Genomic DNA, 13,902 nt, shown 5'->3' with positions numbered 1-13,902 from the left:
ATATGAAAAATATAATATTTGGGCTTGCTTGTTATGTTGTTTTTCTATTATGTGAGCGGTCGAATATAAATCCTGTTGAAGCAATTATATTATTATCTGTTTTATTATTTATACCAATGTCACTTTGTATTATTGATAAAAGAAAAAGAGATGGATCGTATTTATTATTTTATAAATTCGTATCGTTTTTATATCCAATTGCAGCAATTTGTGCAATGCTAGCTTTCGTCACAAATCACTATGTATTTGCGCTAGTTTGGTTTGTATATACAGGAATTGTTGCGTTATTTGGTGTAAGTAGATTGCTAGAAAGAGGATGGAAGCCGTTAGAAGAGACCGCCATAGATAGTGCGTTTATTTATTTGTTTTTAGGTGGTTTTTGGTTTTTTGCTTCAGTAGCAAAACTTTCAATTATGCAGTTTAGCTCTGACATTGTTTTACTCACAGCTGCACATTTTCATTATTCGGCGTTTCTATTGCCATTATCAGCTGGTTTAATAGGGAGAAAAAGAGAAAAGAGAAGTAAAGTGTATGATGTTATTATGTTTATCATCATGATTTCACCTATGACAGTTGCAATAGGAATTACATACTCAAGAATATTTGAATTTTTGGCAGTGTTCCTATATTTATGTGCGATTTATGGGTATGGATTTTACGTTTGGAGAGCAAAATTTAATGCTATCAGTGCAAAGATTTTTCTAATCGTTTCGTCTAGTACACTCATGGTTACAATTATGTTCTCACTTATATATTCATACGGAAATTTGAAGCATGTAATGACGATTACAATTGCTCAAATGGTTTGGATTCACGGTGTTGTCAATGGAATTGGAGTAGCTTTACCGGCATTTGTCGGCTGGGTGATCGAAAAGAGTGTTCCAAATTATAAATACTATGGGAAACCAATGAGTAAGTTAAGAGGAAATGTGGCAATTGGTGAGGCTTATTTATATAGCAGCAATTTAGTAGACAGTAAGGAATACAACGGTTTAGTTGATAAAGTAAATGACTTTCATAGTGAGGCATTTGATGTGACAAAGGTTCCTTTAAGTATTATTCGTTTTTATGAAAATACAGCAGAGTATGAGTTACAATCGAATATTAAATGGGCTCGTTCGTTCCGTCCGTTTGCACTTTGTTATGAGAAAATGAGTAAGCGTGTAGAACAAATACATTTAGGAATGGGCGGCAATTGGGAAACGATGTATGGCTCTATCATTAGTGTAATGGATGAGAAAGATGGAAGGGAGAATGTAAGGGCTTGGCTAAGGAAAAATGAAGCAGGTGAATCTATTTTTGTAGCTCTTTATTCAAAGCATACATATAAGAACGAGACATACATGAATATTGCATTACCTTTACCATATTCGAATATGACTGGTATTTTGAAACTATATAATGATAGTCATGATTTAATCATTACTAGTAAGTTAAGAGAAAATGGTCAGGGAGATGAGGGGATTTATTTACATACTCGGTTCTTAACAATACGTTTACCATTAGCAGAGACTTTTATTATAAAAGAGCGCACGGATCACATACTAGAAGCTAATCATAGAATGTGGATATTTGGAGTTAAGTTTTTAGAAATTGATTATAAGATTAAGAAAGTAGAGGAGAAGTAAGAAAAGCTTGGAGAGATTTCAAGCTTTTTTACGTATGTGTAATTGTTATAGCAATTTGTTTATCTAGCTCATTATCCCAAACACGTTGAATTTCAAAAGTGCCTGTTTCAAAAAATAATGGGAATCTCTCTTTAAACCAATCTTGCATAGGAAGATGTAGTGCTGTATCGATTGGTATCCATAATAATTCGCCCTCAGGAGGGTTTAAAAGAAGTTCACCTTCAAATGAGTCTGTCCAGTAGTTAAATACCATGTACCGAACATTACCTTTCGGATTTACATATTCATCTAATCCTTTAAAAGTTAAATTCGAAACAAGTAATCCAGTTTCCTCTTTTACTTCTCTTATAGCGGCTTGAACGATACTTTCGGGGAAATCTACTTTGCCGCCAGGAGCGATGTAGCCAGGGAAACCTCGATGGCTGGGGCGTTTTATGAGTAAAACTTCATTGTTGCGCTGGATCATACACATTGTATAGATGCGGTGCTCGATGTTATGTGAATTTGAAGGCATTGTAATGTATTCTCCTTTATTTTTCTTGATAATTTTACCATAACATAATAGTTTCTTATATAATTAAAATAGAATATTGTTAATTTTCGGCATTTTATTATGAAGTCTATAATCATTTGAAAAGAGGAGAGAAAGATGCAAGGGGAATTACAAAGAGAAAAAGATTTAGGGTATGTTGGTAAATTATTATCGCCAGTTAAAGAGTCACCACATTTTAAATTTTTATTGATTGGACAATTACTCTCGGCCTTAGGTAGTTCGATAACTATGGTCATACTTCCAGTTGTTGTGTATTCATTAACTGGCTCAACAGTTGTGATGGGGATGACAATGGCAATGTACATGCTACCTAATATTCTCGCTTTACCGTTTGCAGGTTTAATTGTAGACCGAATTGATCGGGTTAAATTAATGTTATTTACGGATATACTCCGCTGTATATTAATGCTATTACTTGCATCGCTTATATTTATGGATTTATTAACAATTACAGTTTTATATATTTTCGTTGCCTTATACGGACTTATGGAAGGGATATTCCAACCAGCATATTCTGCTGTAAGGGCGAAAGTATTCGTTCCTGAAATTCGTAATGCAGCTAACGCACTCACTCAAATGAGTAATCAAGGTATACGATTAATTGGGCCAGCACTTGGTGGGTTAATCGTATCGGTTGCGTCTGCAGGGATAGGTTTCGGCCTAGATGCAGTAACGTACTTATTATCATTTTTATGTTTATTATTTTTAAAAGAAATTAAGTTTAAAAAAGTAAAACCCATTGAAAAGAGTAAGCTTAATTACAAACAAGAGTTTATGGAAGGTGTTTTAGTTTTAAAAAGTCATCCGTGGCTGTGGATTACAATTTTAGTTTTTTCTTTTATAAATATTTGTTATGCCGGCATTATCGTCGTATTAATTCCGTGGTTATTTAATGTTCATCATCATTTTGAAGCTTACGTGTATGGACTTGGCATGGCCTTTTCTGGTGGTGGAGCTGTAATTGCCGCATTAATATTTGGTGGGAAAGAGCGGTGGCATAAGAGAGGATTACTGGCTTATGGAGGTGTTTTAATTAGTGGCATTGCTTTATTAATTATGCCATTCATTTCTTGGGCACCCGCCTTAATATTCTTAATGGTAATTGAAGGATTTGGCATGATGATATTTGGACTCATTTGGGAAACTAGTTTACAGGAACTTGTACCAGAAGAAGCATTCGGAAGAGTGGCAAGCCTTGATATGTTGGGTTCTTTTGCTTTATTGCCATTAGGGTATGTAGTTGTAGGCTGGTTAGCTACTGTCATAGGTGGCGAGATAACTATTATAACACTAGCTAGTTTAGTAATTTTAACAATTGGAATCGCATTGTCTGTACCGAGTATTCGTCGATTTAATTGATTATATGGGAAAAGGGGGTGATATGCATGACTATAGAAAACTTGAAAGATATAGTAACGAGGCAATTAGAGAGTAAATACATTTTGGAAGAAAAGGTCTTTGAAGCGAACAATTTTACAGTCTATATCGCTACCCATATAGAAAATAATCTAGCATATAATCAATTAGTATTAATAAAACATCTTTGTAATGAAAAACCGTCCGTACATATTTGGCACAAGAAAATTAGTATGGAAGCAACAGAATTGGAAATTACAAAAGAAGTGACGGAAGCGATACAAGAGGGTTTCAAAAGAGAAGAATAAGCCCTAAAGAAATTAGGACTTATTCTTCATTAAATACAAATGTTTGTTTCATTTTTTTACCTTCATTTACCGGATGGCCGTTATAAGAGAAATTCTTTTCTTCCCAAGTAATCACAACTTTAAAATTATGACTATTAAAGTCTAATGGGAATACCATGTAGTCAAAGCTTGTATGACTTTTAGAAATATTTTCATTAGGTGTAGTAGGTTTAAAGGTAGCTTTAGAGGTAGGATTGTTATCAAGTATTTCCACAGATACGTTTGATACATCATGACCGATGTTTTTTACGAGTAAACTATACGTATCAAATACACCTTGTTTTGGCTGGATTGCTTGCTTGTTTGAGTTATGAGATTTATCAATTTCGACATACCATTGTTTAGACTTTGACGCAATCGGTAGTGACTGAAATGTGTAAGCACTGGCTTGTATTGGTAGTGCTAAGCATAAAAGTGTAAAGAGAGTTAATATTTTTCGTTTCATTTTTTTAGAGCTCCCATTCTTTAATAGATTTACTTGTTATTATCTTCTCTTTACGAGTAAATATACCATATAATGTAAGGTGGCTATTGTGAGTAGTGAATCAATATTTTATTCACTACTCTTATAGCTGGCATAATTACGTATGTAGTAAGAAAGAATAAATTTGTTTTTTTATATTTAGATTGCTGCCCTTTTTAAAAGAGCTATTTTTACGTTTTAAAAAAAATATACTAAGAGTTCCGTATAAATTATTTATTTTAATGTAGTTAAATGTGCTTGTAGATGTGAAATTAGAGAAGGAAGCTGTGTAGAGATGTTTCTACACAGCTTTTTAGGATATGAAAAAATTACCAAAAATATGTTAAAATAACATTATCATACAACAAGGGGGATTCGTTTTATGGAAAATGGACATCTTGCTAAAGTAGATTTAACGAAAAAAATTGAATCAAAATCTAAGTACAACAAGAAACTCGAAAAATATCAAAGGCGCTTATTAGCATTACAGCAAATTTTGAAAGAAGAAAAAATCGCGGTTATGCTTGTTATGGAAGGATGGGATGCGGCTGGTAAAGGTGGGGTAATTAAGCGGGTGACGGAACATCTTGACCCGCGTGGGTTCCAAGTAAATCCAATTGGAGCGCCTGCACCTCATGAAAAACGTTACCATTATTTGCAACGTTTCTGGCGCAAAATTCCACAGTACGGGCAAATTACCATTTTTGATCGCTCATGGTACGGTCGAGTGTTAGTTGAGCGTGTTGAAGGTTTTGCTACAAAGGAAGAGTGGATGAGAGCATACGATGAGATTAATGGTTTTGAAAAACTACTAACAGATGACCATTACATAATAGGGAAGTTCTTCTACCATATAAGTAAAGAGGAACAGTTAAAGAGATTTAAAGATAGAGAGAAAAATCCTTTGAAAAGATGGAAAATTACAGACGAAGATTGGCGTAATCGTGAAAAATGGGATGAGTATGTTGAAGCGATGGAAGACATGTTTGAAAAAACAAGTAAGCAAAATGCGAAGTGGCATATTATTGAAAGTAACGATAAATTGTATGCCCGTGTGAAAACGTTAAAAATCATTATTTCATTCATAGAGGATTATTTCTTAGAACATGGTATAGAATTGCCTTCTTATTATTATGAAATGAAAGAGGATATTGAAGTTTTGCAAGATGTAGGTGTGAAAGAGTAAATAAGAAAATGGCCCTGTGAATTGGTAAAACCAAATTATGGGGCTTTTTTATTTAGAAACATTTTACAAATAACAAAATAAGGTATATAATCGATAATCATATTAATATTGTTAATATGATTATCGATTATATACTATGTGGGGGTTTTACTTTGAAGGGAAGAGATGTTGTTTTAGGTTTATTAATGGAAAAGGAATTGTCTGGTTACGATATTAAAATTGTGTTTGAAGACGTATTTACTCATTTTTTTGATGGAAGTTTTGGAATGATTTATCCAACGTTACGACAATTGGAGAATGAGGGGAAAATAAAAAAAGAAGTTGTCATGCAAGAGGGAAAACCGAATAAGAAAATGTACTTTATTACAGATGAGGGGCGTGAAGAATTTTATCAATACATGCAGACGCCTGTAGAGAAGGATGTTTTACGTTCGGATTTTTTAATGAGAATGTATTTTGGTAACTATAGTGATGATGTAACAATAAAAAAATGGATTAAAGATGAAATTGAAAGAAAAGAAGCGTACATTGCAGATCTTCGATTGAAATATGAAAAGTGGAGAGTAGGTATTACTTTCGTCGAAGAAATTTCACTAGATGTAGGTATTGCATCGTATAGTGCACAAGTGGAGACTTTGAAGAAAAAATTAGAAGAGTTAGAGGCGAAAGAAAACAATAAAACAGAAGAATGAAAAACGCGTTCACAATAAATAAAGGGGTATATAAAGATGGAGCAAACAAAGGGTATTAAGATTGTCTTTTTAATGTGTCTAGGTATCTTTCTTTGTATGATTGATACGACAATTATGAATATAGCTTTACCGGCAATACAATCGAGTGTAAATACTTCATTAGAAAAGATGTCTTGGGTATTAAATGTTTATACAATGACGATTGCAGTACTCGCCATTCCGTTAGGGCGGATAGCTGATATCTTTGGAAAAGCAAAGATGTATATTCTTGGTTTGGTGATTTTTGGTGGTGGATCGGTACTTTGCGCTTTTGCTAATACAGGTGATTTTCTTATTTTTTCTCGTTTTATACAAAGTATTGGGGCAGCGATTTTATTTCCAACAAGTATGGTAATTGGTGTATCAGCTATGCCATTAGCTAAGAGGCATGTTGCGCTTGCGATTTTAGGAGTAACACAAGGATTGTCAGCTGCTATGGGACCAGTGATAGGTGGAATTATTACGCAAAATTTAGGATGGAGATGGGTGTTCTTCGTTAATGTTCCGGTTTGTATAATAGGAATCGTGTTATGTTGCATCATGCTACAAATAAAAAATGAAGAACGTATTATCTCAAAAATAGATTGGATAGGACTACTATTAAGTAGCACAGCAATTTTTTCATTTACTCTCATATTAGTAAAAGGTAATACATGGGGATGGCAAAGTAATATTGCTTTGTCTTGTTATGCAATTAGCACTATTTCTCTTATTCTATTTGTTTTAGTAGAACGAAAGATTCATAACCCAATGGTGAATTTAAAGTTATTTCAAGATCGAATGTTTGTCGGAGCGTCTATCGTTGTTATATTAAGTAATTTATTTTTAATTGGAGTTACTGTATTGCTTCCAACGTTCTTGACGAAACTACAAGGTCGGACGGAAATTGAAGCGGCTTTTTTAGTGACACCTATTTCAGCAATGATATTTTTAATCTCACCAGTTGCAGCAACTTTAATTAAAAAACTCGGAAAAGTAACTATTATTTTGTCAGGATTTCTTGTTATGGGGCTTTCCTACTATTGGTTGCAAATGATTGATGTTCATTCAACAAATATAGAAATTATTATTCCGTGTATGATATTAGGTGTTGGATATGGTTTAGTAGTGGGGCCAATTACAGTTTTAAGTGCTTCTTCATTTGAAGGAGAACTGTTAACTGCTTCTCAAAGTGTTGTATCAATGTTACGACAAGTTGGAATTGTATTGGCGGTTGCAATATTTGTCTCTAACTTAACTCATAATTTAACTGTAAATAAAGAAAAAGTATATCGTTATGCAGAAGAAAAGGTGCGGAATATTCATGTGAATAGTACTGAGCAAACTGAAATTTTACAAATAACTAAAGAAAAAATAGAGAATCAAAGTTTAGAATCGAATATAAATAAGAAACAAAATGCAATGACAATGGGATTAAGTAAAGAGAAGAAGGAAGAATTGATTCGCGACAAGACGGATGAAATATTAAGAAAAGTTCCAGTAGAATATAGGGATGTAAAAAGAGAAGAAGTTATGAGGCAAGTGACAAAAGAAGTTGAAAAACAAGAGGAAAGTATAAAGAAAGAGGTACTCACATTCTCGAATGATGTGAATCATTATGCCAAGAATCAGATGGCTATGAGTTTTACAGATTTATATAAAGCAAGTGTGCCAATTATATTAATTTGTGCTTTCGTAAGTTTGTTGTTTTGGGAAGGAAGAGCTTTGAGTAAAAAGAGAAGGGGAAGGATAGTAGAAGAAGTGTAAAGGGAAACAGGCTGCTATTAGCCTGTTTTTTCATTGTTTTCTCCTTGCGTATTGTGAATAGTAGTATTTTTAATATAGCATGGGATAAGTCGAGTATGATTAGAAAGTTTTTTGAATGAAAGGTATGAATGGAAAATGCCATTGAATATGTAACATTATACATAGTACATTAACAAGAGGGATTAATTTTAAAAGGAGGATGGGGAATTGCTAGATAAGGCAGGGGCTTTAATAGATAATCATGTGTACACAGAAGAGGAGCAACAAAAACTATACAAACGAACGTTAATAATCGTCAGCATTTCACAAATGTTTGGCGGTGCAGGACTAGCTGCTGGTATTACAGTGGGAGCACTTCTTGCGCAGCAAATGCTTGGAACAGATGCATTTGCAGGATTACCGACTGCTATGTTTACATTGGGATCAGCGTTAGCAGCTTTCATAGTAGGGAAGCTTTCGCAACGATATGGACGCCGGATAGGTCTTGCAACAGGGTTTATAGTAGGCGGATTTGGAGCAATTGGTGTTGTAATGGCAGCTTTAACGAATAGCATTATTCTTTTACTTATTTCTTTACTCATATATGGTGCCGGTACAGCCACGAATCTACAAGCTCGTTATGCAGGTACAGATTTAGCAGATAAGAAGCAGAGAGCAACGGCTGTTAGTATTACGATGGTAATGACGACTTTCGGTGCAGTTGCAGGACCAAATTTAGTAGGAGTAATGGGTAGTTTTGCTCATTCAATTGGAGTTCCTAAACTTGCAGGTCCGTTCATACTATCGGCAGCAGCATTTATGCTGGCGGGGCTAGTTCTTTTTGTTATGCTTCGTCCAGATCCGTTAATTATTGCTAACATAATAGAAAGATATAAACAGGAACATACATATAAAGGGCAACCAATAACAGAAGAAGCGAAAGAAAATAAACGAGGTATTACAGTTGGAGCAATCGTAATGATACTTACGCAAATCGTGATGGTTGCGATTATGACGATGACGCCAGTTCATATGGGACACCACGGTCACGGTTTAAGTGCAGTAGGACTTGTGATAGGTTTTCATGTAGGTGCAATGTATCTTCCATCTCTCGTTACAGGAATGTTAATTGATAAAATTGGCCGAACTACAATGAGCATAGCTGGTGGAGTGATTTTACTTGCAGCGGGTGTCATAGCTGCGATAGCGCCAAGTGATTCTTTATTATTATTAATCGTTGCTCTTTCTTTACTTGGGCTAGGATGGAACCTCGGATTGATTAGTGGTACAGCACAAATCGTTGATTCCACAACACCGTCTACACGTGCTAAAACACAAGGGAAAATAGATGTTTTTATTGCGCTAGCTGGAGCTTCTGGTGGAGCGATGTCAGGTATGGTAGTAGCGAATTCAAGTTATGCGGCATTGTCATTGGCTGGAGGCGTGTTAGCGTTGTTACTTATTCCTGTTGTGATATGGTCTCGAAAAGGGGTAAGAAATTAAATGAAGAAGAGGTTCTAGTTACTGACTAGAGCCTCTTTTTATACACTTAAATTAAATTCCATTCTACAATAAGTCCTAAATGCGTAAGTCCGCCACCGAATCCGTATAGTAAAAGTGTGTCTCCATTATTTAACTTTCCTTCTTTTATAGCTAAATCTAGAGCGAGTGGAATGGTGACTGAAGAGGTATTCCCCATATATTCCACGCTCGTTAATGTTTTTTGTATTGGAATTTGAGATTTTTCGCAAATAGATTCGATCATTCGTAAGTTAGCGCTGTGGGGTATGAACCAGTCTATATCATCTACTTGCATATTTGCGGTATGTATTAAATCTTTTATGCCTTTTGGCACTGTACGTGTTGCCCATTTATATACTTCTCTTCCATTTTGAACGATTTTTTCATTTGTTTGCAGTGGTGTACCATTCATAGTAGTAGATAAGTTTGTTCTATATAGATGAATGCCGCCATCACCGTTTGTTCCCATGTGAGCAGCGATAAAGCTTGGGGTGTCTTCATCTCTTTCTAATAAAATAGCTCCAGCACCATCACCGAATAAAATACAGGTCGTTCTATCGCTATAATCAGTAACTTTAGATAATGTTTCTGTCGCTACGACAAGTACTTTTTCATGTGATCCAGAAGTGATTAAGCTATTACCGACGTGTAGTCCATATGTAAAACCAGCACAAGTTGCATTTAAATCAAAAGCTAGTGTATGAGGTATGTTGAAGTATTGTTGTATTTGGCAAGCAACACTAGGGAAAACGTAATCAGCAGTAGTAGTAGCGACAATGATACAGTCGACATCTTCTAAGTTTTTCTTATATGTTGTACATAAATTTTTAATTGCTTTAATGGCTAAGTTTGAGGAGTATTCTTCTTCGCTAGCGATTCTTCTTTCCCTCATTCCTGTTCTTTGTACAATCCATTCATCATTCGTATGGACCATCTTTTCTAAATCGTTATTAGACAATATTTGATCTGGAACATAAGTACCAATTGCAGTAATACGAGATTTAGAATGCATAGAAACATCTCCTAACTTTTATTTTTATAACCTGATACTAATATCAGGTTATAAAAATGTCAATAAAGATTTTTGTTGTATTAAAACGATAATACTTAACTTACTATGAAGGAATTTGGCGAGTGTTGTAAAAATAATATACGAGAAGTTTCTAAAATTGATAATTGCTTTTGTTATTTTTGTTGTGAGAAAAACTCGCAAAAAATGACGATTAAAGTAAAAACATAACGATTTTCTTTAGTGTGATATAGGTTGTTAAACCTTGTGAAAGCGAATTACTTATGCTACACTTTATGTAACTTAAAATGAACGGAGGGGCTTCCTTTGATCTTAATCAGATTACGTCTCAATACTTTGTGCCAATAATTGAATAGCGCTCAAAGGCTCTGTCTGTGTACAGAGTGAACGGGATTGGTCTGCCTATTTTAAAGGAACCCTTTATTAAACTTATATGTGAAAAAGAGGGAGGGACGAATACGCCCTCTTTTTGTTTTGCCTTTATAAATAGAATGGGATTGTATAGGTGAACGCTTATTGTGGATACGTATACGATCTTGGGACTTTTTGACTATAAAATAGGATGAAAGCATAGCTTTCTTCTATTTCTTTGGTGAACCCTTATCCGTTTACGAAAACACAGGCAGCGACCTGTGTTTTTTATTTTACGTAATCGAAATGGAGGAATAAATATATGGAAGAAGTATTACAAAGAGCAGTTTTAGTTGGAGTAAATGTAGGTAATGAAGATGATTTTGCGTATTCGATGGAAGAGTTAACAAATCTTGCGGAAGCTTGTGATGTAGAGGTAATTGGGCAAGTAACGCAAAATTTACAACGAGTAAATCCGTCGCATTATATCGGAAAAGGAAAGATTGAAGAAGTAGCAGCGTATATATGCGAAATAGATGCGAATATGGTCATCTTTAATGATGAATTATCTCCTTCACAAATTCGAAATTTAGAAGAGGATTTAGATTGTAAGGTAATTGATCGTACCATTTTAATTTTAGATATTTTTGCGCAACGTGCGAAAACGAAAGAAGCACAGCTACAAGTAGAAGTAGCACATCTTCAGTACATGATGCCTCGTTTAATCGGTCTTCGTGAATCGTTAGGAAGACAGAGCGGCGGCGTTGGTACGAAAAATAAAGGTGTCGGTGAGAAAAAGTTAGAGTTAGATCGTCGTAAAATTGAAGAACAAATTTCAGTTTTAAATAAAGATTTAGAAGCGCTCGTTGCCCAGCGTCAAACACAGCGAAAGCAACGTAAGAAAAATGAAATACCTGTTGTAGCATTAGTAGGTTATACGAATGCAGGAAAGTCAACGACGATGAATGCAATGCTTGAAATTTATAATGGTACAGAAGAAAAGCAAGTATTTGAAAAAGATATGTTATTCGCGACGTTAGAAACATCTGTACGAAATATTGATTTACCAGATAATAAATCATTCTTATTAACAGATACAGTTGGATTTGTAAGTAAATTACCACATCATCTTGTGAAAGCGTTCCGTTCAACGTTAGAAGAAGTAGCGGAAGCAGATTTACTTATTCACGTCGTAGATTACGCAAATCCAAATTATGAACAATTAATTGATATTACAAATGAAACGTTAAAGAAAATTGGAGTAGAAAATATTCCAACGATCTATGCTTATAATAAATCAGATATGGTAGATGTTGAAATTCCGAAAGTGCAAGAAGATCGTGTTTATTTATCAGCGAAGAAACAAGTTGGAATTGAAGAACTTGTAGAAATGATTCGCTCACACATCTATAAAGAATATACGAAGTGTGAAATGTTAATTCCATATGATCAAGGACAGGTAGTTTCGTATTTCAATAATCATGCGCACGTTTTATCAACGAGTTATGAAAATGAAGGTACGAAACTAGAAGTGGAATGTAAGACGAGCGATTACGAGAAGTATAAGCGTTTTGCAATTTAATGTAAGAGGCAACCCAGTTTGTGATTGGGTTGCCTTTTTCTATAATGTTTTACGGCTGAAAGTTACAAGGATGCAAGTCAATGATGGGAGTTAAGTTATATTTCTGGAAAAAGAAATGAAAGCAGTATAGAATAGAAATGTTTCAAAAGTCAGAATTTATTACACCTACTGTAATAAATATATTTTTTGTACAGAAAGGAGCGATTCACATATGCAGGCAGTTTCGCAAAAAAACACAGTAGAAACACCGACAATATATCGAATATTATTTGCGATTAGCTTTGGACATTTTTTAAATGATTCGATGCAAGCAGTTGTACCGGCGTTGTTTCCTATTTTGGAAAAAACGATGAATTTATCCTATATGCAAGTAGGGTGGATTGCGTTTGCGTTAAATATGACGTCATCGATTATGCAACCGGTGTTTGGTATGTATTCAGATAAGAAGCCGTCACCATTTTTATTACCACTCGGCATGTTTTCAAGTATGCTTGGAATGATTGGACTCGCGTTTGCACCAAACTTTATTATTGTTATTATTTCTGTTTTATTTATTGGTTTAGGTTCCGCAGTCTTTCATCCAGAAGGCGCTCGTGTTGCGTATATGGCGGCAGGTGCAAAACGAGGGTTAGCGCAAGCGATTTATCAAGTTGGGGGAAACACGGGGAATTCTTTAGCTCCTATCTTTACAGCGCTAATTTTCGTTCCACTCGGTCAAATTGGTTCATTAGGTTTTACAGCATTTGCAGCAGTAGGAATTGCATTATTAATTTTCGTATCGAATTGGTACAAAAATGAATTAGCAACCGGCGCTGTAAGAAGGAAGAAGAGAGCTGCGCTTGAGGCGGAAAATGCAATTGTAAGTACACATATTAAATTCGTAATTATACTTCTTGTTTTTCTTACTTTTGTGCGTTCTTGGTACGGTGCAGGTATCGGGAATTTCTATCAATTTTACTTAATTGAGCATTATGGTTTATCTATAAAAAATGCCCAGTATTTCGTATTCGCATTTATGATTGCTGGTGTGTTAGGCACTTTCTTCGGAGGACCGTTAGCAGATCGATTTGGTAAGAAAAACATCATCGTATTTTCAATGTTAGGTTCAGCGCCACTTGCACTGTTATTACCACATGTCTCACTTGTGTGGGTCGTACCTTTATTTTTATGTATCGGTTTTATTAGTTCAAGTAGTTTTAGTGTAATTGTTGTATACGCGCAAGAGCTTGTTCCGGGAAAAGTAGGGATGGTATCAGGTCTAATTGTAGGTCTTGCGTTCGGCCTTGGTGCTCTAGGTGCTGTAGTACTAGGAAAGTTAGCTGATATATATAGCCTTCAGTTCATTATGATATTATGTAGTTGTTTACCGTTAATTGGACTTACTTCATGGTTATTACCAAGTGATAAGAAAACGATAGAATAGGGGATG

General features: G+C 34.8%; 12 protein-coding genes. 9 read left to right on the top strand and 3 right to left on the bottom strand.

Annotated elements, in window-relative coordinates:
• Positions 1 to 2: 2 nt before the first annotated feature.
• Entirely contained in the window at positions 3 to 1,628 is a 1,626-nt protein-coding gene (locus AC0OM3_RS15805) for a YndJ family protein (protein WP_474212347.1), read from the top strand.
• A gap of 28 nt (positions 1,629 to 1,656) precedes the next feature.
• Here AC0OM3_RS15805 and AC0OM3_RS15800 read toward each other — a convergent pair whose 3' ends face one another.
• Positions 1,657 to 2,142 carry an 8-oxo-dGTP diphosphatase gene (locus tag AC0OM3_RS15800; protein ID WP_001139828.1) on the bottom strand — a complete coding sequence of 162 codons (486 nt, stop codon included), beginning with the start codon at positions 2,140 to 2,142 and terminating at the stop codon, positions 1,657 to 1,659.
• Between the two features lie 135 nt (positions 2,143 to 2,277).
• Here AC0OM3_RS15800 and AC0OM3_RS15795 point away from each other — a divergent pair, with 135 nt between their 5' ends.
• Together AC0OM3_RS15795 and AC0OM3_RS15790 are read left to right on the top strand one after the other, a co-directional pair.
• The gene (locus tag AC0OM3_RS15795; RefSeq protein WP_474212345.1) at positions 2,278 to 3,540 is read left to right on the top strand and encodes an MFS transporter; all 1,263 of its coding nucleotides are present in this window, start codon (positions 2,278 to 2,280) and stop codon (positions 3,538 to 3,540) included.
• Positions 3,541 to 3,566: 26 nt separating this feature from the next.
• Positions 3,567 to 3,845 carry a hypothetical protein gene (locus tag AC0OM3_RS15790; protein ID WP_000151372.1) on the top strand — a complete coding sequence of 93 codons (279 nt, stop codon included), beginning with the start codon at positions 3,567 to 3,569 and terminating at the stop codon, positions 3,843 to 3,845.
• 19 nt (positions 3,846 to 3,864) lie between these two features.
• Here the strand turns inward: AC0OM3_RS15790 and AC0OM3_RS15785 are convergent, their stop codons facing one another.
• Positions 3,865 to 4,329 carry a hypothetical protein gene (locus tag AC0OM3_RS15785; RefSeq protein WP_000823344.1) on the bottom strand — a complete coding sequence of 155 codons (465 nt, stop codon included), beginning with the start codon at positions 4,327 to 4,329 and terminating at the stop codon, positions 3,865 to 3,867.
• Positions 4,330 to 4,729: 400 nt separating this feature from the next.
• Between AC0OM3_RS15785 and AC0OM3_RS15780 the strand changes: the two genes are divergently transcribed.
• The 4 genes from AC0OM3_RS15780 to AC0OM3_RS15765 all read left to right on the top strand — a co-directional run bounded on the left by AC0OM3_RS15780 (position 4,730) and on the right by AC0OM3_RS15765 (position 9,492).
• Positions 4,730 to 5,533, top strand: coding sequence for a polyphosphate kinase 2 family protein (locus AC0OM3_RS15780; RefSeq protein ID WP_000427325.1), 804 nt, complete (start codon positions 4,730 to 4,732; stop codon positions 5,531 to 5,533).
• A 152-nt stretch (positions 5,534 to 5,685) separates the two neighbouring features.
• The gene (locus tag AC0OM3_RS15775; RefSeq protein ID WP_000678333.1) at positions 5,686 to 6,225 is read left to right on the top strand and encodes a PadR family transcriptional regulator; all 540 of its coding nucleotides are present in this window, start codon (positions 5,686 to 5,688) and stop codon (positions 6,223 to 6,225) included.
• Positions 6,226 to 6,261: 36 nt separating this feature from the next.
• A complete protein-coding gene (locus AC0OM3_RS15770) occupies positions 6,262 to 8,010 on the top strand; it encodes an MFS transporter (RefSeq protein WP_131249753.1) in 1,749 nt (582 codons plus the stop codon).
• 207 nt (positions 8,011 to 8,217) lie between these two features.
• A complete protein-coding gene (locus tag AC0OM3_RS15765) occupies positions 8,218 to 9,492 on the top strand; it encodes an MFS transporter (RefSeq protein WP_000884519.1) in 1,275 nt (424 codons plus the stop codon).
• 46 nt (positions 9,493 to 9,538) lie between these two features.
• Here AC0OM3_RS15765 and AC0OM3_RS15760 read toward each other — a convergent pair whose 3' ends face one another.
• Positions 9,539 to 10,522 (bottom strand): ketoacyl-ACP synthase III, encoded by a 984-nt coding sequence (locus AC0OM3_RS15760; protein ID WP_151522475.1) that lies wholly within the window; start codon positions 10,520 to 10,522, stop codon positions 9,539 to 9,541.
• Between the two features lie 691 nt (positions 10,523 to 11,213).
• On the opposite strand from AC0OM3_RS15760, the gene hflX reads away from it, so the two are divergent.
• Both hflX and AC0OM3_RS15750 read left to right on the top strand, forming a co-directional pair.
• On the top strand, positions 11,214 to 12,473 hold the full coding sequence (gene hflX / locus AC0OM3_RS15755; RefSeq protein ID WP_474212341.1) for a GTPase HflX: 1,260 nt from the start codon (positions 11,214 to 11,216) through the stop codon (positions 12,471 to 12,473).
• A 211-nt stretch (positions 12,474 to 12,684) separates the two neighbouring features.
• Positions 12,685 to 13,896, top strand: coding sequence for an MFS transporter (locus tag AC0OM3_RS15750; RefSeq protein ID WP_001149411.1), 1,212 nt, complete (start codon positions 12,685 to 12,687; stop codon positions 13,894 to 13,896).
• Positions 13,897 to 13,902 lie beyond the last annotated feature (6 nt).

Source organism: Bacillus sp. FAU20, from assembly GCF_056033865.1.
Note: the sequence above shows the minus strand (reverse complement) of the source record. Positions and strands in the feature narration are given on the sequence as shown.

Bases quoted from the DNA above. Each gene is read 5' to 3' on its own strand.
- AC0OM3_RS15805 (WP_474212347.1), top strand. From the start codon at position 3: ATGAAAAATATAATATTTGGGCTTGCTTGTTATGTTGTTTTTCTATTA.
- AC0OM3_RS15800 (WP_001139828.1), bottom strand. From the start codon at position 2,142: ATGCCTTCAAATTCACATAACATCGAGCACCGCATCTATACAATGTGT.
- AC0OM3_RS15795 (WP_474212345.1), top strand. From the start codon at position 2,278: ATGCAAGGGGAATTACAAAGAGAAAAAGATTTAGGGTATGTTGGTAAA.
- AC0OM3_RS15790 (WP_000151372.1), top strand. From the start codon at position 3,567: ATGACTATAGAAAACTTGAAAGATATAGTAACGAGGCAATTAGAGAGT.
- AC0OM3_RS15785 (WP_000823344.1), bottom strand. From the start codon at position 4,329: ATGAAACGAAAAATATTAACTCTCTTTACACTTTTATGCTTAGCACTA.
- AC0OM3_RS15780 (WP_000427325.1), top strand. From the start codon at position 4,730: ATGGAAAATGGACATCTTGCTAAAGTAGATTTAACGAAAAAAATTGAA.
- AC0OM3_RS15770 (WP_131249753.1), top strand. From the start codon at position 6,262: ATGGAGCAAACAAAGGGTATTAAGATTGTCTTTTTAATGTGTCTAGGT.
- AC0OM3_RS15760 (WP_151522475.1), bottom strand. From the start codon at position 10,522: ATGCATTCTAAATCTCGTATTACTGCAATTGGTACTTATGTTCCAGAT.
- hflX (WP_474212341.1), top strand. From the start codon at position 11,214: ATGGAAGAAGTATTACAAAGAGCAGTTTTAGTTGGAGTAAATGTAGGT.
- AC0OM3_RS15750 (WP_001149411.1), top strand. From the start codon at position 12,685: ATGCAGGCAGTTTCGCAAAAAAACACAGTAGAAACACCGACAATATAT.